The organism is Streptomyces sp. NPDC037421, assembly GCF_055602105.1.
On record NZ_JBVJWV010000040.1, the window covers coordinates 31,671 to 55,393 of the forward strand.

The following is a 23,723-nucleotide window of genomic DNA, read 5'->3' on the forward strand; positions in this document are numbered from 1 at the left end:
TCAAGGATGGATGGTCAATCCATGAACACCACCGTCGAAGTACCCCGCGGTCTCGCGGGAGTCGTGGTCACCGAAACCCAGCTCGGTGACGTCCGGGGCCGCGAGGGCTTCTACCACTACCGCCAGTACTCGGCCGTCGAGCTCGCCCAGAGCCGCACCTTCGAGGACGTGTGGCACCTGATGTTCCGCGGCACGCTCCCCTCGGACGCCGCCGAGCGGGCCGCCTTCGCCGCCGAGACCGCCCCGCTGCGGCACCTGCCCGCCGAGGTCCGCGACGCCCTCCCCGCCCTCGCCGGCGCCAGCGCCCCCTCCGGGCCCCTCGCCGGACTGCGCACCGCGCTCTCGCTGCTCGGCGCCTGCTCCGGCTTCCGCCCGGTCTACGACCTCGACCCCGGGAGCCGGGCCGCCGACGCGCTCGCCGCCTGCGCCGCCGTACCCACCCTGCTCACCGCCCTGCACCGGCTGGGGCAGGGCCTGGAGCCGGTCGAGCCGCGCGACGACCTGCCGTACGCGGCCAACTACCTGTGGATGCTCACCGGTGAGGAGCCCGACCCCGTCAAGGCCCGCGCCGTCGAGCGGTACCTGATCTCGACCGTCGACCACGGCTTCAACGCCTCCACCTTCACCGCCCGCGTCATCGCCTCCACCGGCGCCGACGTCGCGGCCTGCCTCACCGGGGCGATCGGCGCGCTCTCCGGCCCGCTGCACGGCGGGGCGCCCAGCCGGGCCCTGGACACCCTGGACGCCATCGGCACGGTGGAGCGCATCGGGCCGTGGATCCGGGAGCGGGTCCTGGCCGGGGACCGGATCATGGGCTTCGGGCATCCCGTCTACCGCACCGAGGACCCCCGCTCGCGGATGCTGCGGGACATCGCCCGGCAGTTCGGCGGGCCGCTCGTGGACTTCGCGGTCGAGGTCGAACGGCAGGTCGAGGAGATCCTCGCCGAGCTCAAGCCGGGCCGTGAGCTGCACACCAACGTGGAGTTCTACGCGGGCGTGGTCATGGAGCTGTGCGGGCTGCCGCGCGAGATGTTCACCCCGACCTTCTGCGCGGCCCGGGTGGTGGGCTGGAGCGCGAACGTCCTGGAGCAGGCCGCCGACTCGAAGATCATCCGCCCGGCCGCGCGCTACACCGGCCCCACCCCGCCGCAGCCGGTACCCGTCGCGGGCTGACTACGATCGTCCGGGTGAACAGCGTCCAGTCCATTCCCGTCGTGGTCCTCGCCGGATTCCTCGGCTCCGGCAAGACCACGGTCCTCAACCACCTCCTCGGCAACCGGGGCGGCACCCGGATCGGGGTCGTCGTCAACGACTTCGGCTCGATCGAGATCGACGCGATGTCGGTGGCCGGACAGGTCGGAGACTCGATGGTCTCCCTCGGCGGGGGCTGCCTGTGCTGCGCCGTCGACGGCAGCGAGCTGGACGCGTACCTGGACAAGCTCGCCGCTCCCGTCCACCGGATCGACGTGATCGTCATCGAGGCCAGCGGGCTCGCCGAGCCGCAGGAGATGGTCCGGATGCTCGTGGCCAACGAGAACCCCGCGATCCGCTACGGCGGCCTGGTACAGGTCGTCGACGCGGCGGAGTTCGACCGGACACGGGCCGCGCACCCGGAGACCGACCGCCACCTGTCCGTCGCCGACCTGGTGGTGCTCAACAAGACCGACCGGGTGGACCCCGCCGAACGCGCCCGGATCGAGAGGGAGATCGCCGCGCTCTGCGCCCCGGGAACGCCCCTGGTCGGCGCCGACCACGGGCGGATCGACCCGGAACTGCTCTTCGACCGCCGCCCCTGGACCGAGACGCGGGGGCAGCTGTCCTTCGAGGACCTGATCGCGGAGGCGGCCGATGACGACGACCACGACGCCCACGCGGCCCACGCCCACGCCCGCTACGAGAGCGTCGAGTTCACCTCCGACCAGGCGCTGTCCCCGCGCCGCTTCATCGACTTCCTCGACCGGCGCCCGGCCGGCCTCTACCGGATCAAGGGGTTCGTCTGGTTCGGCGTGCCCGGCCACCAGGAACGGTACGAGGTCCACGCGGTCGGCCGCTTCCTGCGCTTCGGCCCCGGCCCCTGGGGGCGGGGCGAGCCCCGCCGCACGCAGCTCGTCCTGATCGGCTCCGGCACGGACGGGCCGGGCCTGCTGCGCGAGCTGGACGCCTGCCGCGAGGAGTTCCCCGAACAGGCCCCGCCCGAGAGCATGTGGGGCGTCCTGCGCTACGTCGCGGCGGCGGACCGCGGGGACGGCCCCGGGGCGGAGGGCGACACCCCGCCCGGGGAGGGGCCGGAGGACCCGGCCTAGGCCACCTCGATGCCGAAGTCGCCCAGCAGGGCCTCCAGGCCGCCGCGGTAGCCCTTGCCGCCGACCACGAAGTCCCAGTCCCCGTTCGCCCGCCGCCGGAACGAGCCCAGCACCAGGGCCGTTTCACCGGCGCGGCCGTCGGAGACCTCCAGTCGGCCCAGCTCCCCGCCCGCCGCGTCCAGCAGCCGGATGCCGGCGTCGGTGAAGCCCGACAGGTCCGCGTCCGGATTGACCTCGGGGTCCACGGCGGCCACCAGCACCAGCCGGTCGGCCTCCGACGGCAGGGCGTCGAACCCCACCTCGACGGCCGCCTTGTCCGGGGCGGCGTGCGGGCGGGAGCGGACCGAGCCGTCCGGGGTGCGCGGGTTGTTGAAGAACACGAAGTGGTCCTCGCTCAGCACCCGGCCGCCCGTGCAGACCAGCGCGCACACGTCGAGCGCCACCGACCCCGACCAGTACATGCCCAGCACGTTGTGGTCGGCGGGGGCGGGAGACGGATCGGCCAGGGTGGGCGTGGCGGCCGCGGCCGCCTCCCCGGAGGTCCGCTGGGCCGGGACGGGACTGCTGCCCAGGCGCCCCCGCAGCCCGTACCGGTGCAGCAGCTCCACCAGCTCGGCCCCGGGAACCAACTCCAGCGGCTTGCCGTTGGCAAAGGTGTACGACCCGGGCCCGAAGGACGCGGTGGTGACCAGCACCCCCTTGTTCGCCCCCTTGTCCTGGACCGTGCCGTACAGGTCACGGACCGCCGTCGGCGGCACGGTGTTGCGGTAGCGCTTGACCTGCACCACGATCCGCCCGCCCCGGATCGGGGCCGGGTCCAGCGCCTCGACGTCCACGCCGCCGTCGCCGGACCGCTGCGTGGTCACCGCCTCCATGCCCATCGCCCGGAAGAGCTCCGCGACCAGGTTCTCGAAGGCGATCGGGTCCATCTGGAACAGGTCGGGCTCGTCCTCGCCGCCCGAGGCGTGCCCGCCGTGGCTGACGACGTCCCCGCCGGCCTCGCCCGGCCGGCGGCCCGCCCGAACGGCCGTCAGCTGGTCCGGGCGCGCCGACAACTGCCCCCGCAACCCCTCGACCAGGCAGTCCACCGCGCTCACCTGCTCCAGCCGCAGCCCGGAGAAGGCGGTGCGCGCCGCCTGCACGGTCGCCAGTACGAGCTGCGCCTCACGGCCCGTCACCGGATCGTGGTCGTCCACGAACCCGTTGACGACCACCGAGTCCAGGGCACCGAACTCGTCCGCCGCGAACAGCTCGTGCAGCACCAGCAGCAGGCTCTGCGCGAGCAGGTCCCGGTACAGCGCCCGGCGCTGCGTGGCCGGCCGCGCCGTCTCCCGGTCCTGGTCCGTACTCGGCATGTATCGCACGGACTTCACCTCCGGCACCACCTCGTACCGGGGCAGCTCCCAGTCCAGTACGAGCTGGCGCGCCGCGGGGTCGTACGCCGCCGACACCTGCCGGGGCAGCTCCCCGGGCCAGGCCGTGGAGGCGTACAGGGCAGCCGAGAAGTACTCCACCACCGCGTCGGGCTCCCCGGCGCGCAGGGAGCCGGCCAGATCGGTGAGGCCGCTGTTGTGCCTGCGGATCCCGGCGAGCTGCTCCGCCGCCCACTGGTCGTACTGCTGCCGGTACGCCGCCAGCTGCCGCAGGCGCTCCTGCTCGGTGGCGTGCGCGGCCTGCCAGGCCCGGGTGTACCGGTCGTGGGCCTCCCGCTCCGCCCGGCCGCGCGAGCCGAGGGCCCAGCCACCGCTCTGCTGATGGAACTGCGCCAGCTGCGGCATGGGCACCGGCTGCCCGAGGCCGCCGGGGTCGAAGGGCTGGAGCTGCTCGGCCCGCACCAGGGAGGCCATCCGGAACGCAGGCGCCCGGCAGCCCGAGGCCAGCAGTCCCTGCAGGGCCGCCACCTGCGCGTCGAGCTGCTCCGTGAGGCGCCGCGCCGCGGCCTCGCGGTGCTGTTTGTACGCGGCCTGCTGCTCGCGCCGGTCCCGGGCGGCCTCACGCTCGTACGCCCGCTCCCGGCGCTCCGCCTCGCGCATCTGGATCAGCTGCGTCTGCTGCTGCTGTCGCTGGGCCTCCGCCCAGACGCCGATCGTCCCGCTGGACCGACGACTCATCAGCTCTGCTCTCCCCCCACCCGCGTGTACCGGGAAAACAGTAGTGGGCGGGCGGGGCGGATGGCCCGGAGAACGCATCCGTCCACCCGGACCACCCGCTCCGCCCGCCCCGTCACACGGTTACAGCGCGGCGCCCGCCAGCGACTCGACGACGGCCGGCAGCGCGGTGCCCGAGCCGTCGCGGCGCGGGTCCGGGGCCGGCAGCTCGGCCGGGGAGCCGTTCCCCGCAGCCGCGCGGACCGGGGCGTTGCCCGCCCAGGCCAGCGTCAGCGTGTCCTCGCCCTTCAGGAACCGCTGGCAGCGCACACCGCCGGTGGCCCGGCCCTTGCGCGGGTACTGGTCGAACGGGGTCAGCTTGCCGGAGCGCACCGAGTCGTCCAGCGTGCCGTGGGAGCCCGCCACCGTGAACACCAGGGCGTCCCGGGCCGGGTCCACCGCCGAGAAGTGGATCACCTTGGCGTTCCCGGCGAGCTTGATGCCCGCCATGCCGCCCGCCGGGCGGCCCTGGGGGCGCACCTGGCCGGCCGGGTAGCGCAGCAGCTGGGCGTCGTCGGTGATGAAGACCAGGTCCTCCTCGCCCGTGCGCAGCTCGACCGCGCCGACGATCCGGTCGCCCTCCTTGAGGGTGATGACCTCCAGCTCGTCCTTGTTCGCCGGGTAGTCGGGCACGACCCGCTTGACCACGCCCTGCTCGGTGCCCAGGGCCAGGCCCTGCGAGGACTCGTCGAGGGAGAGCAGGCAGACCACCGACTCGTCGGCCTCCAGCCCGGAGAGGAACTCCGCGACCGGGGCGCCGCCCGCGAGGTTGGGCGCGGCGGCCGTGTCCGGCAGCTGCGGCAGGTCGATCACCGCGAGCCGCAGCAGGCGGCCGTACGAGGTGACGGCGCCCACGTCGGCCCGGGCGGTCGCCGCGACCTGCGAGACGATCACGTCGTGCTTCGCGCGGCCGCCGCCCTCCTCGACGGGGAGCGGCTCGGCGTTCGCCGTACGGGCCAGCAGGCCGGTGGAGGACAGCAGCACCCGGCACGGGTCGTCGGCGACCTCCAGCGGGACGGCCGCCACCGAGGTGCCCGCCGACTCCAGCAGCACGGTGCGCCGCTCGGTGCCGAACTTCTTCGCCACCGCCGCCAGTTCCGCGGAGACCAGCTTGCGCAGCGCCGAGTCCGACTCCAGGATCCCGGTCAGCTCGTCGATCTCGCCGGTCAGCCGGTCGCGCTCGCCCTCCAGCTCGATCCGGTCGAAGCGGGTGAGGCGGCGCAGCGGGGTGTCCAGGATGTACTGGGTCTGGACCTCGCTCAGCGAGAAGCGCTCCATCAGGCGCTCCTTGGCCTGCGCGGAGTTGTCGCTGTCGCGGATGATCCGGATGACCTCGTCGATGTCGAGCAGGGCCACGAGCAGGCCCTCGACCAGGTGCAGCCGGTCGCGGCGCTTGCCCCGGCGGAACTCGCTGCGCCGGCGCACGACCTCGAAGCGGTGGTCGAGGTAGACCTCCAGCAGTTCCTTGAGGCCCAGCGTCAGCGGCTGCCCGTCGACCAGTGCGACGTTGTTGATGCCGAAGGACTCCTCCATCGGCGTCAGCTTGTACAGCTGCTCCAGGACGGCCTCCGGGTGGAAGCCGTTCTTGATCTCGATGACCAGGCGCAGGCCGTGCGAGCGGTCCGTGAGGTCCTTGACGTCGGCGATGCCCTGGAGCTTCTTCGAGCCGACGAGGTCCTTGATCTTCGCGATGACCTTCTCGGGACCCACCGTGAAGGGCAGTTCGGTGACGACCAGGCCCTTGCGGCGCGGGGTGACGTCCTCCACGGAGACCGTCGCGCGGATCTTGAAGGTGCCGCGGCCGTTCTCGTAGGCGTCCTTGATCCCGGACAGGCCGACGATCCGGCCGCCGGTCGGCAGGTCGGGGCCCGGCACGAAGCGCATCAGCGCCTCCAGGTCCGCCTCCGGGTACCGGATCAGGTGCCGGGCGGCCGCGATGACCTCGCCCAGGTTGTGCGGGGCCATGTTGGTGGCCATGCCGACGGCGATCCCGGAGGCGCCGTTGACGAGGAGGTTCGGGTAGGCCGCCGGCAGGGCGACGGGCTCGCGCTCCTGGCCGTCGTAGTTGGCGGTGAAGTCGACCGTGTCCTCGTCGATCGACTCCGTCATCAGCGACGTGGCGTCGGCCATCTTGCACTCGGTGTAGCGCATCGCGGCCGGCGGGTCGTCGTTGCCGAGCGAGCCGAAGTTGCCGTGGCCGTCGACGAGCGGAAGCCGCATCGAGAAGGGCTGGGCCATGCGCACGAGGGCGTCGTAGATCGACGCGTCGCCGTGCGGGTGCAGCTTGCCCATGACCTCGCCGACGACGCGGGCGCACTTGACGTAGCCCCGGTCGGGCCGCAGGCCCATCTCGTTCATCTGGTAGACGATGCGCCGGTGCACCGGCTTCATGCCGTCGCGGGCGTCGGGCAGGGCGCGGGAGTAGATCACCGAGTACGCGTACTCGAGGAAGGAGCCCTGCATTTCGTCGACGACGTCGATGTCGAGGATCTTCTCCTCGAAATCCTCCGGCGGCGGGGTCTTCGTGCTGCGGCGGGCCATCGCTGCGCGGCTCCTTAACCAAGGTTCGGGGTGTACTGGGGGGATCTGGCGTGGTTGACGCGGACCATTGTGGCCCGAGGCACCGACAACGCGGACTCCGACCCCGGGGGTCCCCCGTACGGAGTCGGGGGGAGTGACCCGGGAACTTGTCCGGCCGTCGGTGCGCTTGCATACAGTGGCAGGTCTGACAGAAATCTCTGCATCGCGATCGAAGGGACCACATGCCCATGGGTCACACGGCCACAGCTCAGGCCGGCTCCGGCGGCCTGACAGCGACCGAGCACCGGCTGGCCAACGGCCTGCGCGTGGTGCTGTCCGAGGACCACCTCACTCCGGTCGCCGCCGTCTGCCTCTGGTACGACGTCGGCTCGCGCCACGAAGTCAAGGGGCGGACCGGTCTGGCTCACCTCTTCGAGCACCTGATGTTCCAGGGTTCGGCGAGCGTACCGGGCAACGGGCACTTCGAGCTCGTCCAGGGCGCCGGCGGCTCGCTGAACGGCACCACCAGCTTCGAGCGCACCAACTACTTCGAGACGATGCCGGCCCACCAGCTGGAGCTCGCCCTGTGGCTTGAGGCGGACCGCATGGGCTCGCTGCTGGCCGCCCTGGACGACGAGTCCATGGAGAACCAGCGCGACGTCGTCAAGAACGAGCGCCGCCAGCGGTACGACAACGTCCCGTACGGCACCGCGTTCGAGAAGCTGACCGCCCTCGCCTACCCGGAGGGCCACCCGTACCACCACACCCCGATCGGCTCGATGGCCGACCTGGACGCCGCCTCCCTGGAGGACGCGCGCAACTTCTTCCGTACGTACTACGCGCCCAACAACGCCGTGCTGTCGGTCGTGGGCGACATCGACCCGGAGCGGACCCTCGCCTGGATCGAGAAGTACTTCGGCACCATCCCGGCGCACGACGGCAAGCAGCCGCCGCGCGACGGCTCGCTCCCCGAGGTCATGGGCGGGCAGCTGCGCGAGGAGATCGTCGAGGAGGTCCCGGCGCGTGCGCTGATGGCCGCCTACCGCCTGCCGCACGACGGCACCCGCGAGTGCGACGCCGCCGACGTGGCGCTGACCGTGCTGGGCGGCGGCGAGTCCTCCCGCCTGCACAACCGCCTGGTACGCCGTGACCAGACGGCCGTGGCGGCCGGATTCGGCATGCTGCGACTGGCCGGCGCGCCCTCGCTGGGCTGGCTGGACGTCAAGACCTCCAGCGGCGTCGAGGTGCCCGCCATCGAGGCGGCCGTCGACGAGGAGCTCGCGCGGTTCGCCGCCGAGGGCCCGACGGCCGAGGAGATGGAGCGCGCCCAGGCACAGCTGGAGCGCGAGTGGCTGGACCGGCTGAGCACGGTGGCCGGCCGCGCCGACGAACTGTGCCGCTTCGCGGTGCTGTTCGGCGACCCGCAGCTCGCCCTGACCGCCGTCGAGCGGGTTCTGGACGTCACCGCCGAGGAGGTGCAGGCCGTGGCCGCGGCCCGGCTGCGCCCCGACAACCGCGCGGTACTGGTCTACGAGCCGCTGGCCGGCGCCGAGGCCCACGAGACCGAGCAGCACGACGAGAACGAGGGGGCGGAGCAGTGAGCGACACCGCAGCCGTCACGATGACCTTCCACCCGCGGCCGCAGGCCGGCGAGGCGAAGCCGTGGGCCTTCCCGGCCCCCGAGCGCTCCACGCTCCCCAACGGCCTGACCCTGCTGCACTGCCACCGCCCCGGCCAGCAGGTGGTGGCGGTCGAGGTCAACCTCGCGGCCCCGCTGGACGCCGAGCCCGAGGGCCTCGACGGGGTGGCCACCATCATGGCCCGCGCCCTGTCGGAGGGCACCGACAAGCACTCCGCCGAGGAGTTCGCCGCCGAGCTGGAGCGCTGCGGCGCCACGCTCGACGCCCACGCCGACCACCCCGGCCTGCGGGTCTCCCTGGAGGTCCCGGCCTCCCGGCTGCCCAAGGCGCTCGCCCTGCTCGCCGAGGCCCTGAGCGCGCCCGCCTTCGCCGACAGCGAGGTCGACCGCCTGGTGCGCAACCGGCTCGACGAGATCCCGCACGAGCTGGCCAACCCGCAGCGCCGCGCCGCCAAGGAGCTCTCCAAGGAGCTGTTCCCGGCGACGCTGCGCATGTCCCGCCCGCGCCAGGGCACCGAGGAGACGGTCGCGCGGATCGACTCCGGGGCCGTACGCGCCTTCTACGAGGCCCACGTACGTCCCTCCACCGCCACCGCGGTGGTCGTCGGCGACCTGACCGGCATCGACCTGGACGCCCTGCTGGCGGACACCCTGGGCGCCTGGACCGGCGACACCGCCGCGCCCCGCCCCGTCCAGCCGGTGACGGCGGACGACACGGGCCGCGTGGTCATCGTGGACCGGCCGGGCGCCGTCCAGACGCAGCTGCTGATCGGCCGGATCGGGCCGGACCGGCACGACATCGTCTGGGCCCCGCAGGTGCTCGGCACCTACTGCCTCGGCGGCACCCTCACCTCCCGGCTGGACAAGGTGCTGCGCGAGGAGAAGGGCTACACCTACGGCGTGCGCGCCTTCGGGCAGGTGCTGCGCTCGACCGCCGACGGCAAGGGCGCCTCGATGCTCGCCATCAGCGGTTCGGTGGACACCCCCAACACGGGTCCGGCGCTGGAGGACCTGTGGAAGGTGCTGCGCACCCTCGCGGAGGGCGGACTGACCGACGCCGAGCGGGACGTGGCGGTGCAGAACCTGGTGGGCGTGGCCCCGCTGAAGTTCGAGACGGCCGCCTCCGTCGCCGGCACCCTCGCCGACCAGGTGGAGCAGGAGCTGCCGGACGACTACCAGGCGCGGCTGTACGCGCGGCTGGCCGAAACCGGTACGGCGGAGGCCACTTCGGCCGTCGTGAACGCCTTCCCGGTGGACCGTCTGGTCACCATCCTGGTGGGCGACGCCGCGCAGATCGAGGAGCCCGTCCTGGCCCTCGGGATCGGTGAGGTCACCGTCGTCTCCAACTGAGCGGCGCGAGGCGCGAGACGGGGCGGAACCCGGCTCGTTTGAAGGGGGCTCCGGTGGAACATCCATCGGAGCCCCCTTTGTCCGGTTTAGAGCCGTGGTTGCAGGTATGCGGTGTGGCGTACGCAACAAAAGCGCTCGTCTGTTTGGCGATTGACTGATGATCCGCCTAGCGTCGGCCGTGCTGTTCGTCAGTTTGCACCCGTCGCACCCCCGCGGCACCGGACAGCGATCGCCGAGTCCCCGTCAGGCGCGAGCCTGGGGAGCCGGGGACCCACATGCGTCCCTGGGGTGAATCGGACCCCCTCGCAAGAGGAGGCCCGTAGGAGACCTTCCTGCTCCGAACCCGTCAGCTAACCCGGTAGGCGAGAGGGAAGGAAAGGATCACCCCCTTCATGGCGTTTGGCAGTCGTGCCGCCGGTTCTGGTAAGCACCGTGGTTCCAGCCGTCTGAGCCGCAAGACCGCCGGCTACGCCGGCATCGCCGCCCTCGCCACCACGGGCGTGGTCGGCACCCTGGCCGCTCCGGCCTTCGCGGCGGACAACAGCAGCGCTCCGTCCATGGAGGACACCGGTCAGAACGCGATCGTCGTCGCCGACGGTCTGCAGGACGACATCGAGGTCCAGGCCGCGACCCAGCAGAGCGCCGCCGAGGCCGTCGCCGCGCAGGCGCAGGCCGAGGCCGAGGCGAAGACGCGTGCCGCCGAGGCGAAGCGCACCGCCGAGGCCAAGGAGAAGGCCGAGCGCGAGGCCGCCGAGAAGGCCGCCAAGGAAGAGGCCCGCAAGCGCCTCAACACGTTCGTGTCCCCCATCGAGGGCTCGTACGTCAGCACCTCGTACGGCGCGGGCGGCGGCATGTGGTCCTCCGGCAGCCACACGGGCATCGACTTCCACGCCGACTCCGGCACCTCCGTCCGCGCGGTGGGCGCGGGTACCGTCGTCGAGGCCGGCTGGGGCGGCGCCTACGGCAACAACGTCGTGATCCGGCACAACGACGGCACGTACACCCAGTACGGCCACCTGGACTCGCTGAGCGTCTCCGCCGGCGAAACGGTTACCCCGGGCCAGCAGATCGGCCTGTCGGGCTCCACCGGCAACTCCAGCGGCCCGCACCTGCACTTCGAGGCCCGCACCGGCGCCACGTACGGCACGGACATCAACCCGCTGGCCTACCTGCGCAGCCACGGCGTGGGCATCTGACCCGCAGGCACGCAGCACGCTTCACCGAAGAAGGCCCCGGCTCACAGAGCCGGGGCCTTCTTCGTGCTGCCAGGCCGTCCACAGCGCCCTCCAACCGTCCGTTGATTGTTTCGGATTTCCGGCCCTGCTCGGAAATTATCGCGTGTTGCAATAGAGTCGCAGCACGGCCACGATAAACCGAACCGAAACCAGCGGAGGTCCGGCCTTGCGTATTCCGGCGCACGCGGTGTGCACAGCGATTCGCGACGATATCGTCTCCGGATTCTTCGGGCCGGGCGGCCGGCTGACCGAGGAGGTGCTCGCCCGCCGCTACGGGGTCTCGCGCGTCCCGGTCCGCGAGGCGCTGCGCACCCTGGAGTCCGAGGGCTTCGTCACCACGCGGCGCCACGCGGGCGCCTGCGTGGCCGAACCGACCGAGCAGGAGGCCGCCGACCTCCTGGAGCTGCGGATGCTGCTGGAGCCGCTCGCCGCCTCCCGGGCCGCCCGCCGGCGCACCGATGGCCACCTGAAGGTGCTGCGCGGACTGGTCAGGCTGGGCCGGGAGCGGGCCGGCCGGGCGCAGGGGGAGGACCTGCGCTCCCTGGGGAGCTGGTTCCACGAGACGCTGGCCCAGGCCTCCGGCAGCCCGGGGCTGATCGCCCTGCTGACCCAGACCCGGCACAAGATCGCCTGGATGTACGTGGTCGAAGCCCCCGCTCAGCCCGCGGAGTGCTGGGCCGAGCACGCCGCCATCGTGGACGCCGTCGCGCGCGGGGACGCGGAGCGGGCCAGGGCCCTGACCGCGCTGCACGCGCAGCGCTCGGCCGGGGCGTACCGGCCGAGGGTGAGGAATCCGCAACCTGCCGTAAACACGGCGAGCGTCCGGCATTAACAAGTCCCGTATACAAAGGAGGGATATCCCGGCCCTCCCGGACGTCGCAGTATTGGCCGTCCGCATTTACGGATCCGTGGCTCGATTCCGTCGCGCCGAATTCCGTAATTCCCCGGAGGATTCGGAAGGCGCCCTGCTCCTCCCGCCGTCGGGGCGGCCGGGGAACGCGGAAGCCGCAGCCCCGGGGTGGCGGGAACTGCGGCTTCCGGTCTACCGGACCCGAAGGGTCAGACGGTCTCGGGGAGCTCCTCGAGGCCCTCGGCGACCAGCTTCGCGAGGCGGTCGAGCGCGGCGTCCGCGCCCTCGGCGTCGGAAGCCAGGACGATCTCCTCGCCGCCCTGGGCGCCCAGGCCCAGGACCGCCAGCATCGACGCGGCGTTGACGGGGTCGCCGCCGGCCTTCGCGATGGTCACCGGGACTCCGGAGGCGGTCGTCGCCCGGACGAAGATCGAGGCGGGACGAGCGTGCAGGCCCTCGGCCCAGCCGACGTTGACGCGGCGCTCTGCCATGGTGATGCCCTTCAGGTTCTACGGGTTGTCTAGACCAGTCTCTCACGCCGTCCGGAATGCTCGGACCGACCTTCGGCCCCTGTCCACCGCCGTTCGACCCTCCCCAGCTTGCACTGGTTCGACCCGGCGTGCCGCATTCGCCGCGCGCTCGCCGAGCGGGCCGCCCACCGCACCCGCACACCCGGCCGGACCGCCCCTTAAGGTGGCCCCATGACCACCGCGTCGGACCCCTCGTACCCGGCCCACTGGGAAGCGGACGTCGTGCTGCGCGACGGCGGCACCGCCCGGATCCGCCCCATCACCACCGAGGACGCGGGCCGCCTGGTCAGCTTCTACGAACAGGTCTCGGACGAGTCGAAGTACTACCGCTTCTTCGCGCCCTACCCCCGCCTCTCGGACCGCGACGTCCGCCGCTTCACGCACCACGACTACGTCGACCGGGTCGGCCTCGCCGCGACCATCGGCGGGGAGTTCATCGGCACGGTCCGCTTCGACCGCATCGGCCCCGACGGACGGCCCGCCTCCGCCCCCGCCGACGAGGCCGAGGTCGCCTTCCTCGTCCAGGACGCCCACCAGGGCCGCGGGGTGGCCTCCGCCCTCCTGGAGCACATCGGCGCGGTGGCCCGGGAGCGCGGGATCCGCAGGTTCGCGGCCGAGGTGCTGCCGGCCAACACCAAGATGATCAAGGTGTTCACGGACGTCGGCTACCAGCAGAAGCGCAGCTTCGAGGACGGCTCCGTCCACCTCACCCTCGATCTCGAACCCACCGCCGAGTCCCTCGCCGTCCAGCGCGCCCGCGAACAGCGCGCCGAGGCCCGCTCCGTGCAGCGCCTCCTCGCCCCCGGCTCCGTCGCGGTGATCGGCGCCAGCCGCTCCGGCGCCGGCGTGGGCGCCACCGTCCTGCGCAACCTGCGCGACGGAGGTTTCCGCGGACACCTCTACGCCGTCAACGAGGCCCGCGCCCCCGGCATGGAGGGCGACCTCCTCGAAGGCGTACGGGCCTACCGCGGCCTCGCCGACATCGGCGCCCCCGTCGACCTCGCCGTGATCGCCGTCCCCGCGGACCGGGTCCCGGACGCCGTGGCCGCCTGCGGCGAGCACGGGGTGCAGGGGCTGGTGGTCCTGTCCGCCGGATACGGGGAGAGCGGCCCGGCCGGACTCGACCGCCAGCGCGAACTGGTGCGGCAGGTCCGCTCGTACGGGATGCGGCTCATCGGACCCAACGCCTTCGGGGTGATCAACACGGCCCCGGAGGTGGAACTGAACGCCTGCCTCGCCCCGGCCCCCGCCTCCGCGCGCGGCCGGATCGGCCTGTTCACCCAGTCCGGAGCGATCGGCATCGCCCTGCTGTCCGCCCTGCTGCGGCGCGGCGAGGGACTGTCGTCCTTCGTCTCGGCCGGGAACCGGGCCGACGTCTCCGGCAACGACATCCTCCAGTACTGGTACGAGGACGAGGCCACCGACGTCGCCCTGATGTACCTGGAAACCCTCGGCAACCCACGCAAGTTCACCCGCCTCGCCCGCCGCACGGCCGACGCCAAGCCCGTCGTCGTCGCCCTGGGCGGCCGCCACACCCCCGCCGGACACGTCGTCCCCGGCACCCGGCTCCCCGAGGCCACCGTCTCCGAGCTGCTCCGCCAGGCCGGCGTCATCCGCGTCGACACCGTCACCGAGCTGGTCGACGTCGGCCTGCTGCTCGCCGGGCAGCCGCTGCCGGCCGGGCCCAGGGTGGCGGTCCTCGGCAACTCCGAGTCCCTCGGCGTGCTCACCTACGACGCCTGCCTGACCGAGGGGCTGCGCCCGCTGCCGCCGCTGGACCTGACGACCGCCGCCGGCCCGGCCGACTTCCGCACCGCCCTGTGCGCCGCGCTCGCCTCCGACGACTGCGACGCGGTCGTCGTCACCGCCATCCCGTCCGTGAGCGACCGCGAGCTCGCCGACGACCTCGCGCAGGCGCTGCGGGAGGCCGTCGCCGAGGTCCCGGGCAAGCCCGTCGCCGTGGTCCACGTGGAACTCGGCGACCTGGTCGAAGCCCTGTCCGCCGCAGCCGGCGACACGCCTGCCGCCGCGCCCCCGCCGCCCGCCGAGGCCCCGGCCGACGGCGGCGCGCACGGCCCGGAGGGAGCCGGCCGGATCCCCGCCTACCCGGCCGCCGAGCGCGCCGTGAAGGCGGTCGCCGAAGCCGTGCGGTACGCCCAGTGGCGCCGGGACAACGCCGAGACCGGGCAGGTCCCCGAATACGAGGACATCGACGAGGCCGGCGCCGCGGCCCGGCTCGCCACCCTGCTGGCCGGCGTCGAGGAGGGGGGCGCGCTGACCCTGGACGAGGCCGACGCCCGCGAGCTGCTCGCCCGCTACGGGATCCGGGTGCTGCCCACCCTCCCCGCCCCCAGCCCCGACGCCGCGGTCCGCGCGGCCGGGGTCCTGGGCTACCCGGTCGCCCTCAAGACCACCGCCCCGCACCTGCGCCACCGCGCCGACCTGGGCGGCGTACGCCTCGACCTCACCACCGAGGCCGAGCTCAGGCGCTCGTACGAGGAGCTCACCGAGGCCCTCGGCAAGCCGGCCGAGCTGCAGCCCGTGGTGCAGGCGATGGCCCCGCGCGGGGTGGACACCGTCGTCCGCGCCACCGTCGACCCCGCCGCCGGAGCCGTCCTCTCCTTCGGGCTCGCCGGGGTCCCCTCCGAGCTGCTCGGCGACACCGCCCACGGCCTGGTCCCCGCCACCGACCGGGACACCGCCGCCCTGATCCGCTCCATCCGCGCCGCCCCGCTGCTCTTCGGCTGGCGCGGCAGCGACCCCGTCGACACCCCCGCCCTGGAGGAGCTGCTGCTGCGGCTGTCCCGGCTGGTGGACGACCACCCGGAGGTGACCGGGGTCTCGCTGGAGCCGGTCGTCGTCGCCACCGAGGGCCTCTCCGTGCTCAGCGCCACCGTCCGCGTGGCCCACCCGCCCGCCCGGACCGACCTCGGCCCGCGAACGCTGCCGAGCTACTGAGCGCACGGCAGGCAGGGTGAGCCCGTACGGGCCTTAGGATGGACCTCATGGCGAAATCCGGTACGACGACCCAGGGGCTGCGCGCGGCCATCGAGCGCAGCGGCTACTACCCGGCCCTCGTGGCCGAGGCGGTGGAGGCCGCGGTGGGCGGCGAGCCGATCTCGTCGTACCTGGTCCACCAGGAGACCACCTTCGACTCCAACGAGGTGCGCCGGCACGTCACCGTGCTGGTCCTGACCGGCAACCGGTTCATCGTCAGCCACACCGACGAGCAGGCCGCCGACGCCGGGTCGCCGTCCCCGTACGCGACCACCTCCACCGAGTCGGTCAAGCTCTCCAGCATCTCCTCCGTGGTGCTCAGCCGCGTCGTGGCCAACCCGGAGTCGTACACGCCCGGCCAGCTGCCCCGCGAGGTCGTCCTGACCATCGGCTGGGGCGCGGTCTCGCGCATCGACCTGGAGCCCGCCGCCTGCGGCGACCCCAACTGCGACTCCGACCACGGCTACACCGGCAACTCCACCGCCGACGACCTCAGCCTGCGCGTCAGCGAGGCCGGCGACGGCCCCGAGACGGTGCGCCAGGCGCTGCTCTTCGCGCAGGCGCTCAGCGAGGCGACGGCGGCCACCTCCGGTCCCGCCCGCTGATGTCCTACTCCGTACCGTCGAACTGGCAGGACGAGCCGGAGCTGCTCGACCTCGCGGGCGCCCCGGTCCCGCAGTACGGCTCCGGCTCGCTCGCCGACCTGCTGCCGACCCTCGCGGCCGGCCAGGGCGTACCCGGCCTCGCCTCCGGGATCACCGAGCTGGCCCCGGCCGACCGGAACTGCGTGTTCCTGGTCGACGGCATGGGCTGGGAGCAGATCAAGGCCCACCCGGACGAGGCCCCGTTCCTCACCTCCCTCCTCGCGAGCTCGCGCGGCGGCACCGGCCTGCCGATCACCTCCGGCTTCCCGGCGACCACCGCCACCTCCCTGGCCTCCGTCGGCACCGGCCTGCCGCCGGCCCGGCACGGCCTGCCCGGCTACGCCGTGCGCAACCCGGCCTCCGGCGAGCTGATGAACCAGCTCCGCTGGCACCCGTGGACCCCGCCGAAGCCCTGGCAGCCGTACCCGACGGTCTTCCAGCTCGCCGACGCGGCCGGGGTGCACACCGCGCAGGTGTCCGCGCCGAACTTCCAGACCACCCCGCTCACCCAGATCGCGCTCAGCGGCGGCACCTTCCACGGCCGGATGACCGGCGAGGAGCGGATGGACCTCGCGGCGATCCAGCTCGCGGCCGGCGAGCGCTCGCTCGTGTACACGTACTTCAGCGAACTCGACGGCGCCGGACACCGGCACGGCGTGGACTCCGACGCCTGGCGCGGACAGCTCATGTACGTCGACCGGCTCGTGCAGCGCCTCGCCGAGCAGCTGCCGCCCCGCACCGCCCTGTACGTCACCTCCGACCACGGCATGGTCGACGTCCCCTTCGACGAGGACTCCCGGATCGACTTCGACGAGGACTGGGAGCTGGGCGCGGGCGTGGCCCTGCTGGGCGGCGAGGGCCGGGCCCGGCACGTCTACGCGGTGCCGGGCGCCGAGGCCGACGTACTGACCGTGTGGCGTGAGGTGCTCGGCGACCGCTTCTGGGTGGCGAGCCGCGAAGAGGCCCTGGAACTGGGCTGGTTCGGGACGCCGGGGGAGTGCGACGAGCGGGTCCTCGGGCGGATCGGCGACGTGATCGCCGCGGCCCAGGCCGACGTCGCGATCACCGCCTCCCGCAACGAGCCCAACGAGTCGGCGCTGACCGGGATGCACGGCTCCATGACCGCGGCCGAGCAACTGGTCCCGCTGCTCGAAATCCGCACCTGACCCGCCCCCCGCCCGCCCCCTCCTCTCCCACCCCGACCCGAAAGGTCCCGTACTTCCCATGCCCGAGCTGGTGTTCTTCTCCGGAACGATGGACTGCGGAAAGAGCACACTGGCTCTCCAGATCGGCCACAACCGTTCCGCGCGCGGGCTTCAGGGAGTGATCTTCACGCGTGACGACCGGGCGGGCGAGGGCAAGATCTCCTCCCGCCTGGGGCTGGTGACCGAGGCGGTCGAGGCCGGCGAGGGGATGGACCTGTACGCGTACCTGGTGGAGCTGCTGTCCAAGGGCGGCAAGGCGGACTACGTGATCGTCGACGAGGCGCAGTTCCTCGCGCCCGAGCAGATCGACCAGCTGGCGCGCGTCGTGGACGACCTGCACATGGACGTCTTCGCCTTCGGGATCACCACCGACTTCCGCACCAAGCTCTTCCCGGGCTCGCAGCGGCTGATCGAGCTGGCGGACCGGATCGAGCAGCTCCAGGTCGAGGCCCTGTGCTGGTGCGGAGCCCGCGCCACGCACAACGCCCGCACGGTGGGCGGGGAGATGGTCGTCGAGGGCGCCCAGGTGGTGGTCGGCGACGTGAACCGCCCGGCGGAGGAGATCGGCTACGAGGTCCTCTGCCGCCGCCACCACCGCCGCCTGATGACCTCCGCGTCCGCCCACGCTGGCAGCCTCTCCCCGGACGTCCTCCCGGTCAACAACGCCTAGAGGCGCTCAGAAGCGGCCGGGCGCGGCCGGGCCGACGATGCTGAACGCGGCGCCGTCGCGGTCCCGCAGGGTGCGCTCGTGGGGGAAGGCGCCGGAGTCCGCGGCGGGGACGGCACTGCCGCCGAGCGCGGTGGCGGCCTCCACCGCGGTGTCCAGGTCGGGAACCCGGAAGTGGACGCGCCAGCGCGGCCTCAGGTGCGGGTCGGGGGCCTCCGTGAGCGTCCCGCCGTGCAGGCGGGCCACGGTCCGGCCCGCGCGGCGGAGCAGGATGCGTTCGTCCTCCTCCACGTAGGCGACCTCGCAGCAGCCGGCGTGGTCGCAGGCCCACTCCAGGACCTCGCCGTAGAAGATGGCCGCGTCGAAGGCGTTCCTGGTGTGCAGCTCCAGCCAGGCCGGCGCCGCTTCGCCGCCCATGCCCCAGTCCGGGATGGCCTCGCCCTGCCAGATCCCGAAGACCGCCCCGTCCCGGTCGGAGGCGAGCGCGGCCCGGCCGGTGCCGAAGGACAGGGGGCCGACGGCGACGGTCCCGCTGCGCTCCCGGATGCGCGCCGCCGTGACGTCGGCGTCGTCCACGGCGAAGTACGGGGTCCAGGCGACGGGGATGCTGAGCGTCGGGGGCAGCGCGCCGATCCCGGCCACCGGGACCCCGGAGGCGAAGCCGACGGCGAAGGCCTCGCCGAGGTGGGCGGGGCCGAATTCCCATCCGAGGACCGCGCTGTAGAACTCCTTCGCCGCGTCGAGGTCGCGGGCCATGAGGCTGACCCAGCAGGGCGCGCCGAATGTTTCGTGACTCGATGTCGACACGGTGAACCCCATCCGCCGGTGCGCCCCCGGGAGCCCTTCCACAGTACTCGTGGGCGGCTCCCCGGGGCGGTGCGTAGCCGCGTGGGCGCGGTCCGTCAGGTGCGGAAACGCCGGCCACATCCTCGTACCGCGGCGGTGCCGGCCGGACGGCGACACGCCGCGGTCAGCGCGGCGGGCCCGCGATGGCTGTGAGGGCGGCGACGTGCCGCCGGTAGCCGGCCAGGCCCTCCCCGGTCAGGAGCAGCCAGGTGCGCGGCATGCGCCCGACCCGCCCCTTCTCGACCGTCACCCAGCCGGCCTCCTCCAGGCGCGCGACCTGCTTCGACAGCGCGGAGTCGGTGATCTCCACGAGGTCCCGTACGTAGGCGAACTCGGCCTTCTCCACCGGCGCGAGGGCCGCCACGACCGACAGGCGCACGGCCGAGGAGAGCAGCGGGGCGAGCGCGTGGCGCGGGTGCGGAGTCCGGTCGGCCGGAGTCCCGGGGGACGGTGTCATGCCGCGCGGGCCTCCCGCCAGGCCGCGGCGGCGGGCGGCAGCGCGCACAGCAGGGCGGCCGCGGCCACGAAGGCGGTGCTGTCCGCGAAGACGGTGAGGCCCAGCGCGAGGGACAGCACGTACGCGGCGGCCCACGCGCCGATCGCGCCGAGGTGGCGGCGGCCGTGGCCCCGGGGGACCACCGGCTGCCGCATGGTGAACGCGGACAGTCCCGTCACCACGACCGCGTTCGCCACCGTGCTGACGAGCGTGCCCGTCCGCCCGTGCCACAGCAGCACGGTGGGGACGAGGACGAGCTGCCATCCCGCGAAGGCCCACAGGCAGCCGGTGAGCCACCGGCTCCGCTGCCGCGCGCCAGCCTCGATCCGTGCGATCCCCTTCAACGCCGCTGCTGCGACGGCCTGTTCGCTCATGGCGGTCCCCCCTGTGTGGTGGCCGGGCGGTTCCACGTACGAGCGCCCGGCAAGTACTTGCCAATGTAGCAAGTACTTGCCGGGATGCGGCTACGGGCCCGCCGGGCCGTGGTGTTGACCCGCCGTCAGGCCTCCGGCGCGAGGCCGTCGGCGATCAGGCCGGCCAGGACCGCCTGGCCCAGGGCCTGGACGGCGGACTGGGGGCGGACCATCACCGTGAACTCCTTCACCCGGCCCGCCTCGTCGAACTGGAGCTGGTCGATGCCGTGGATCTGCTTGCCCGCCACCGTCGCGCGGAAGGGCAGGATCACCGTCGGGGCCTCCCCGTCGCCGGAGGTGGTCTCGGCGTCGCCGTCCAGCCGGCCGAGGTAGCGCAGGTCCTCGAAGGTGCGCAGCAGGACGCCGAAGAGGCCCAGGACGGCGGCCTTGCCCTCGAACGGGTTGAACTTCACCGGGCTGTAGAGCCGGATGTCCTGCGTGAACAGGTCGTCCAGCGCGGCGAGATCGCGCTTCTCCACGGCGGCGCGGAAGCGTTCGGCGGTCTCCACGGTCCCCATGTGCCCCTCCTCCTGTCGGCGATTACTCAAGAATGCGAGTAGTCATATTTTTGAGTATGGTGCCGGTGCGGGCACGGAAAGGGAAGAGGGAGCGGCCATGGCCTTGCGGCACGCGGTACTGGCGGCGCTGCTCGACGGCGAGTACAGCGGCTACCAGCTGGCGAAGGCCTTCGACATCAGCGTCGCGAACTTCTGGCACGCCCAGCCCCAGCAGCTCTACGCCGAACTGGCGAGGCTGGAGGCGGACGGGCTGGTCGCGGGCCGGGAGGTGGTGCAGGAGTCCCGGCCCAACAAGCGGCTGTTCCGGGTCACCGGCACCGGCCGCGCCGAACTGGAGCGGTTCGCCGGGGCGGCGTCCAAGCCCTCCTCGATCCGCGACGACCTCCTCGTGAAGGTCCAGAGCGCCGACCGCATCGGCACCGCCCCGGTCATCGAGCAGCTCCTGGAACGGGCGGCCGCCGCCGAGGCCAAGATCGAGCTGCTGCGCAAGCTGCTGAGCGACATGCGCGGCGAGCTGGACGAGGACGAGTTCCTGCTGCGCGGCGAGCGGATCGGCGGCTACCTGACCTGCCTGCGCGGGGTGGCCTTCGAGGAGGGCCACCGGGACTGGTGCCTGCGCACCGCGGACGTGCTGAGGAAGAGGGAGGGGACCACCCGTGCGGAAGGCTGAGTACCTGCGTTACGTCGCCCTGGGCGACAGCCAGACCGAGGGGCTGGGGGACGGCGACGACACGGTGGGCCTGCGGGGCTTCGCCGACCGCCTCGCCGGTCACCTCGCGGCCGCCGCCCCCGGGCTTCGGTACGCCAACCTCGCGGTCCGGGGCCGGCTCGCCGGACAGGTCCGCGCCGAACAGCTCGGGCCCGCCCTGGAGCTGCGGCCGGACGTCGCGACCGTCGTCGCGGGGGTCAACGACCTGCTCCGGCCGCGCTTCGACGCCGCCGAGGTGGCCGGGGAGCTGGAGGAGGCGTTCGCCGCGCTCACCGGTGCCGGGGCCCGGGTGGCCACCGTGACCTTCCCCGACGTGGCGCGCATCGCGCCCCTGGCCCGGCCGCTGAGCCCCCGCGTGAGCGAGCTCAACAACCGCATCCGCGCCGCGGCCGCCCGCCACGGGGTCGTGGTCGCCGAGACCGGCCGGGCGGCCGTGGCCACCGACCCGCGGCTGTGGACCGCCGACCGGCTGCACGCCAGCCCCCTCGGCCACGCCCGGATCGCCGCCGCCCTGGCCGAGGCCCTGGAGCTGCCCGGCAGCGGCGGTGCCTGGAAGGAGCCGCTGCCGCCCCGGCCGCCCCGCGCGCTGGCCGGGGCCGTCGCCGCCGAGGCGGCCTGGGTGGCGGCCTTCCTCGGCCCCTGGCTCGGCCGCCGACTGCGCGGCACCTCCTCCGGCGACGGCCGCACCGCGAAGCGCCCGCAGCTGCTGCCGCTCTAAGGGCCCTTAGGCGGAAGCCGTCCGGACCAGCGCGAACACCGCTCCCTCCGGGTCCGCGACCACGGCCAGCCGGCCCGTGATCCGCTCCCGGGGCGGGGTGACGACCCGGCCGCCCAGCCCGGTCACCCGTGCGGCGGCCGCGTCGGGGTCCGCCACCTCGAAGTACGTCATCCAGTGCGGCCCCCGGTCGTGCGGCAGAGACCGGCCGACCCCGTGGACGGCGGCGACCGGACGGCCGCCCAGGCGCAGCGTCAGGTAGTCGAAGTCGGCCGAGGCGTCCGGGTGCCGCTCGGCCTCGTGGCCGAAGACGTGCTCGTAGAACTTGCCGACCGTCGAGGACTCCTGGGTGAGCAGCTCGTTCCACACCGGGGTGCCCGCCGCCCCCGCCCAGTGGGCCGCGGGGTGACCGTCGGTCTGCCAGATCCCGAAGATCGCGCCGAGCGGGTCGGAGCAGATCGCCATCCGCCCCGCCGCCCCCGCGTCGAGCGGGCCCACCGCGACCGTGCCGCCGCAGGACCGGATGGATTCGGCGGTGCAGTCGGCGTCGTCCGTGGCGAAGTACGGGGTCCATGCCACCGGAAGATGGCGGTCCGGCGGCATCTCGCCGATCCCGGCGACCTCCTGGCCGTCGAGGAAGGCCCGCACGCTCGGGCCGAACTGGGTGGGTCCGGGCTCGTACTCCCAGCCGAAGAGGTCGGCGTAGAAGTCCTCCGTGCTCCCGAGGCCGTGCACCATCAGGCTCACCCAGCACGGTGTGCCGGGCGTGCGCCGCGAAGCCCCCGATGCCTCCGTCATGTCAGCCGTCTCCCGCCGTAGTGTCCCTGTTCCCCGCAGATGCTTGCACTCCGCGGCACCCCGTGCGCCCCGACCGGCCGCGTGACCGGGGCGCGGAACAGAGATGTCCGAATCACTGCGCCCCGTCGATGTCGGGCTTGTTACACGGGTTCGAGGGCGGGGAGGAAGATGGGCCCATGACTGCGATTCTCTCGGCCTCCGAACTGCGGGGCGAGCTCGCCGGCTCCCGCCCGCCGGTACTCCTGGACGTCCGCTGGCAGCTGGGCGGCCCCGACCAGCGCCCCGCCTACGAAGCCGGGCACCTCCCCGGTGCCGTGTACGTCGACCTGGACCGCGAACTGGCTGGTCCGCCGGGGGCGGGCGGCCGCCACCCGCTCCCGGACCCGGAGGACTTCGGCGCCGCGATGCGCCGGGCCGGGGTGCGCACCGATGCGCCGGTGGTCGTGTACGACGGCGGTCTCGGCTGGGCGGCCGCCCGTGCCTGGTGGCTGCTGCGCTGGACGGGTCACCGGAACGTGCGCGTACTGGACGGCGGCCTGGCCGCGTGGACGGCGGCGGGCGGCGTGCTCACCACCGACGCGCCGGCACCCGTCGAGGGCGATTTCAAGCCAAACCCGGGGGCGTTCGGACTGCTGGAGGCCGATGACGCGGCCGCGCTGGCCCGTACGGGCCTCCTGCTGGACGCCCGGGCGGGGGAGCGCTACCGCGGCGAGGTCGAGCCGATCGACCCGGTCGGCGGGCACATCCCGGGCGCGGTGTCGGCCCCGACCACCGAGAACGTCGGCCCGGACGGGCGGTTCCTGTCGGCCGGGGAGCTGCGCGCCCGGTTCGCGGCGCTCGGCGCCGCGGGGGACACCGCGGTGGGCGTGTACTGCGGTTCCGGGGTCTCCGGGGCGCACGAGGTCCTCGCGCTGGAGGTGGCGGGCATTCCGGCCAGTCTGTACGCGGGCAGCTGGTCGCAGTGGTCCTCGGACCCGGAGCGGCCCGTGGCCACCGGCCCCAACCCCTGACGCGTCCGCGGCCGGGGGGGGGGGGGGCGGGGGGGGGGGGGGGGGGGGGGGGGGGGGGGGGGTGGGGGGGGGGGGGGGGGGGAGGGGGGGCAGCGGGGGGGGGGGAAAAGGTGGCGCAGCGGAAGCAACAA

At 73.6% G+C, this 23,723-nt stretch carries 21 protein-coding genes and 1 riboswitch; of the genes, 13 read left to right on the forward strand and 8 right to left on the reverse strand.

Annotated features, from left to right (window positions below):
* Positions 1-6: 6 nt before the first annotated feature.
* Positions 7-1,173 (forward strand): citrate synthase/methylcitrate synthase, encoded by a 1,167-nt coding sequence (locus ACZ7IF_RS34545; protein ID WP_470979938.1) that lies wholly within the window; start codon positions 7-9, stop codon positions 1,171-1,173.
* Between the two features lie 14 nt (positions 1,174-1,187).
* Complete coding sequence (locus tag ACZ7IF_RS34550; RefSeq protein ID WP_470979941.1) at positions 1,188-2,303, forward strand: CobW family GTP-binding protein; 1,116 nt, start codon at positions 1,188-1,190, stop codon at positions 2,301-2,303.
* On the opposite strand, the gene ACZ7IF_RS34555 is transcribed toward ACZ7IF_RS34550, so the two are convergent.
* Entirely contained in the window at positions 2,300-4,414 is a 2,115-nt protein-coding gene (locus tag ACZ7IF_RS34555) for a restriction endonuclease (protein WP_470979944.1), read from the reverse strand. The two genes, ACZ7IF_RS34550 and ACZ7IF_RS34555, sit on opposite strands and share 4 nt — an antisense overlap.
* A 120-nt stretch (positions 4,415-4,534) precedes the next feature.
* Complete coding sequence (locus ACZ7IF_RS34560) at positions 4,535-6,991, reverse strand: DNA gyrase/topoisomerase IV subunit A (RefSeq protein WP_470979947.1); 2,457 nt, start codon at positions 6,989-6,991, stop codon at positions 4,535-4,537.
* Between the two features lie 227 nt (positions 6,992-7,218).
* Here ACZ7IF_RS34560 and ACZ7IF_RS34565 point away from each other — a divergent pair, with 227 nt between their 5' ends.
* The 4 genes from ACZ7IF_RS34565 to ACZ7IF_RS34580 all read left to right on the forward strand — a co-directional run bounded on the left by ACZ7IF_RS34565 (position 7,219) and on the right by ACZ7IF_RS34580 (position 12,026).
* Complete coding sequence (locus ACZ7IF_RS34565) at positions 7,219-8,571, forward strand: M16 family metallopeptidase (protein WP_470979950.1); 1,353 nt, start codon at positions 7,219-7,221, stop codon at positions 8,569-8,571.
* Positions 8,572-8,591: 20 nt separating this feature from the next.
* On the forward strand, positions 8,592-9,959 hold the full coding sequence (locus ACZ7IF_RS34570) for a M16 family metallopeptidase (RefSeq protein WP_470980008.1): 1,368 nt from the start codon (positions 8,592-8,594) through the stop codon (positions 9,957-9,959).
* Between the two features lie 220 nt (positions 9,960-10,179).
* Positions 10,180-10,339, forward strand: a riboswitch (cyclic di-AMP (ydaO/yuaA leader).
* 12 nt (positions 10,340-10,351) lie between these two features.
* Positions 10,352-11,155, forward strand: a complete 804-nt coding sequence (locus ACZ7IF_RS34575; protein ID WP_470979954.1) for a M23 family metallopeptidase — start codon at positions 10,352-10,354, stop codon at positions 11,153-11,155.
* 205 nt (positions 11,156-11,360) lie between these two features.
* The gene (locus ACZ7IF_RS34580; protein WP_470979957.1) at positions 11,361-12,026 is read left to right on the forward strand and encodes a GntR family transcriptional regulator; all 666 of its coding nucleotides are present in this window, start codon (positions 11,361-11,363) and stop codon (positions 12,024-12,026) included.
* Positions 12,027-12,253: 227 nt separating this feature from the next.
* On the opposite strand, the gene ACZ7IF_RS34585 is transcribed toward ACZ7IF_RS34580, so the two are convergent.
* Positions 12,254-12,535, reverse strand: a complete 282-nt coding sequence (locus tag ACZ7IF_RS34585) for an HPr family phosphocarrier protein (RefSeq protein ID WP_007267025.1) — start codon at positions 12,533-12,535, stop codon at positions 12,254-12,256.
* 210 nt (positions 12,536-12,745) lie between these two features.
* Here ACZ7IF_RS34585 and ACZ7IF_RS34590 point away from each other — a divergent pair, with 210 nt between their 5' ends.
* The 4 genes from ACZ7IF_RS34590 to ACZ7IF_RS34605 are packed head-to-tail and all read left to right on the forward strand — an operon-like array spanning position 12,746 to position 18,090.
* Positions 12,746-15,532: a bifunctional acetate--CoA ligase family protein/GNAT family N-acetyltransferase gene (locus tag ACZ7IF_RS34590; protein WP_470979960.1), complete on the forward strand. Its 2,787-nt coding sequence runs from the start codon at positions 12,746-12,748 to the stop codon at positions 15,530-15,532.
* A 47-nt stretch (positions 15,533-15,579) separates the two neighbouring features.
* Positions 15,580-16,176 (forward strand): DUF5998 family protein, encoded by a 597-nt coding sequence (locus tag ACZ7IF_RS34595; protein ID WP_206436577.1) that lies wholly within the window; start codon positions 15,580-15,582, stop codon positions 16,174-16,176.
* Positions 16,176-17,381: an alkaline phosphatase family protein gene (locus ACZ7IF_RS34600; RefSeq protein WP_470979963.1), complete on the forward strand. Its 1,206-nt coding sequence runs from the start codon at positions 16,176-16,178 to the stop codon at positions 17,379-17,381. The genes ACZ7IF_RS34595 and ACZ7IF_RS34600 overlap by 1 nt, the downstream gene beginning before the upstream one ends.
* Before the next feature lie 58 nt (positions 17,382-17,439).
* Positions 17,440-18,090: a thymidine kinase gene (locus ACZ7IF_RS34605; protein WP_470979966.1), complete on the forward strand. Its 651-nt coding sequence runs from the start codon at positions 17,440-17,442 to the stop codon at positions 18,088-18,090.
* Between the two features lie 6 nt (positions 18,091-18,096).
* On the opposite strand, the gene ACZ7IF_RS34610 is transcribed toward ACZ7IF_RS34605, so the two are convergent.
* The 4 genes from ACZ7IF_RS34610 to ACZ7IF_RS34625 all read right to left on the reverse strand — a co-directional run bounded on the left by ACZ7IF_RS34610 (position 18,097) and on the right by ACZ7IF_RS34625 (position 20,360).
* Positions 18,097-18,843 carry a VOC family protein gene (locus ACZ7IF_RS34610; protein WP_470980011.1) on the reverse strand — a complete coding sequence of 249 codons (747 nt, stop codon included), beginning with the start codon at positions 18,841-18,843 and terminating at the stop codon, positions 18,097-18,099.
* Positions 18,844-19,057: 214 nt separating this feature from the next.
* Positions 19,058-19,390 carry a winged helix-turn-helix domain-containing protein gene (locus tag ACZ7IF_RS34615; protein WP_470979969.1) on the reverse strand — a complete coding sequence of 111 codons (333 nt, stop codon included), beginning with the start codon at positions 19,388-19,390 and terminating at the stop codon, positions 19,058-19,060.
* The gene (locus ACZ7IF_RS34620) at positions 19,387-19,803 is read right to left on the reverse strand and encodes a hypothetical protein (RefSeq protein WP_470979972.1); all 417 of its coding nucleotides are present in this window, start codon (positions 19,801-19,803) and stop codon (positions 19,387-19,389) included. Before ACZ7IF_RS34620 ends, ACZ7IF_RS34615 begins: the two co-directional genes overlap by 4 nt.
* Positions 19,804-19,928: 125 nt before the next feature.
* A complete protein-coding gene (locus ACZ7IF_RS34625; protein WP_470979975.1) occupies positions 19,929-20,360 on the reverse strand; it encodes a nuclear transport factor 2 family protein in 432 nt (143 codons plus the stop codon).
* A 97-nt stretch (positions 20,361-20,457) separates the two neighbouring features.
* On the opposite strand from ACZ7IF_RS34625, the gene ACZ7IF_RS34630 reads away from it, so the two are divergent.
* Both ACZ7IF_RS34630 and ACZ7IF_RS34635 read left to right on the forward strand, forming a co-directional pair.
* The gene (locus tag ACZ7IF_RS34630; RefSeq protein WP_470979978.1) at positions 20,458-21,030 is read left to right on the forward strand and encodes a PadR family transcriptional regulator; all 573 of its coding nucleotides are present in this window, start codon (positions 20,458-20,460) and stop codon (positions 21,028-21,030) included.
* The gene (locus tag ACZ7IF_RS34635) at positions 21,017-21,787 is read left to right on the forward strand and encodes an SGNH/GDSL hydrolase family protein (protein ID WP_470979981.1); all 771 of its coding nucleotides are present in this window, start codon (positions 21,017-21,019) and stop codon (positions 21,785-21,787) included. Before ACZ7IF_RS34630 ends, ACZ7IF_RS34635 begins: the two co-directional genes overlap by 14 nt.
* Positions 21,788-21,793: 6 nt before the next feature.
* Here the strand turns inward: ACZ7IF_RS34635 and ACZ7IF_RS34640 are convergent, their stop codons facing one another.
* Positions 21,794-22,582, reverse strand: a complete 789-nt coding sequence (locus ACZ7IF_RS34640) for a VOC family protein (protein ID WP_470979984.1) — start codon at positions 22,580-22,582, stop codon at positions 21,794-21,796.
* Between the two features lie 176 nt (positions 22,583-22,758).
* On the opposite strand from ACZ7IF_RS34640, the gene ACZ7IF_RS34645 reads away from it, so the two are divergent.
* The gene (locus ACZ7IF_RS34645) at positions 22,759-23,592 is read left to right on the forward strand and encodes a sulfurtransferase (RefSeq protein ID WP_470979987.1); all 834 of its coding nucleotides are present in this window, start codon (positions 22,759-22,761) and stop codon (positions 23,590-23,592) included.
* The last annotated feature ends 131 nt before the right edge of the window (positions 23,593-23,723 follow it).

Excerpts from the sequence above, each read along its gene's own strand:
- ACZ7IF_RS34560 (WP_470979947.1), bottom strand. The coding sequence starts at position 6,991 with ATGGCCCGCCGCAGCACGAAGACCCCGCCGCCGGAGGATTTCGAGGAG.
- ACZ7IF_RS34570 (WP_470980008.1), top strand. The coding sequence starts at position 8,592 with ATGACCTTCCACCCGCGGCCGCAGGCCGGCGAGGCGAAGCCGTGGGCC.
- ACZ7IF_RS34645 (WP_470979987.1), top strand. The coding sequence starts at position 22,759 with ATGACTGCGATTCTCTCGGCCTCCGAACTGCGGGGCGAGCTCGCCGGC.
- ACZ7IF_RS34555 (WP_470979944.1), bottom strand. The coding sequence starts at position 4,414 with ATGAGTCGTCGGTCCAGCGGGACGATCGGCGTCTGGGCGGAGGCCCAG.
- ACZ7IF_RS34610 (WP_470980011.1), bottom strand. The coding sequence starts at position 18,843 with ATGGCCCGCGACCTCGACGCGGCGAAGGAGTTCTACAGCGCGGTCCTC.
- ACZ7IF_RS34625 (WP_470979975.1), bottom strand. The coding sequence starts at position 20,360 with ATGGGGACCGTGGAGACCGCCGAACGCTTCCGCGCCGCCGTGGAGAAG.
- ACZ7IF_RS34615 (WP_470979969.1), bottom strand. The coding sequence starts at position 19,390 with ATGACACCGTCCCCCGGGACTCCGGCCGACCGGACTCCGCACCCGCGC.
- ACZ7IF_RS34600 (WP_470979963.1), top strand. The coding sequence starts at position 16,176 with ATGTCCTACTCCGTACCGTCGAACTGGCAGGACGAGCCGGAGCTGCTC.
- ACZ7IF_RS34585 (WP_007267025.1), bottom strand. The coding sequence starts at position 12,535 with ATGGCAGAGCGCCGCGTCAACGTCGGCTGGGCCGAGGGCCTGCACGCT.
- ACZ7IF_RS34630 (WP_470979978.1), top strand. The coding sequence starts at position 20,458 with ATGGCCTTGCGGCACGCGGTACTGGCGGCGCTGCTCGACGGCGAGTAC.
- ACZ7IF_RS34595 (WP_206436577.1), top strand. The coding sequence starts at position 15,580 with ATGGCGAAATCCGGTACGACGACCCAGGGGCTGCGCGCGGCCATCGAG.
- ACZ7IF_RS34605 (WP_470979966.1), top strand. The coding sequence starts at position 17,440 with ATGCCCGAGCTGGTGTTCTTCTCCGGAACGATGGACTGCGGAAAGAGC.
- ACZ7IF_RS34575 (WP_470979954.1), top strand. The coding sequence starts at position 10,352 with ATGGCGTTTGGCAGTCGTGCCGCCGGTTCTGGTAAGCACCGTGGTTCC.
- ACZ7IF_RS34620 (WP_470979972.1), bottom strand. The coding sequence starts at position 19,803 with ATGAGCGAACAGGCCGTCGCAGCAGCGGCGTTGAAGGGGATCGCACGG.
- ACZ7IF_RS34640 (WP_470979984.1), bottom strand. The coding sequence starts at position 22,582 with ATGACGGAGGCATCGGGGGCTTCGCGGCGCACGCCCGGCACACCGTGC.
- ACZ7IF_RS34590 (WP_470979960.1), top strand. The coding sequence starts at position 12,746 with ATGACCACCGCGTCGGACCCCTCGTACCCGGCCCACTGGGAAGCGGAC.
- ACZ7IF_RS34545 (WP_470979938.1), top strand. The coding sequence starts at position 7 with ATGGATGGTCAATCCATGAACACCACCGTCGAAGTACCCCGCGGTCTC.
- ACZ7IF_RS34565 (WP_470979950.1), top strand. The coding sequence starts at position 7,219 with ATGGGTCACACGGCCACAGCTCAGGCCGGCTCCGGCGGCCTGACAGCG.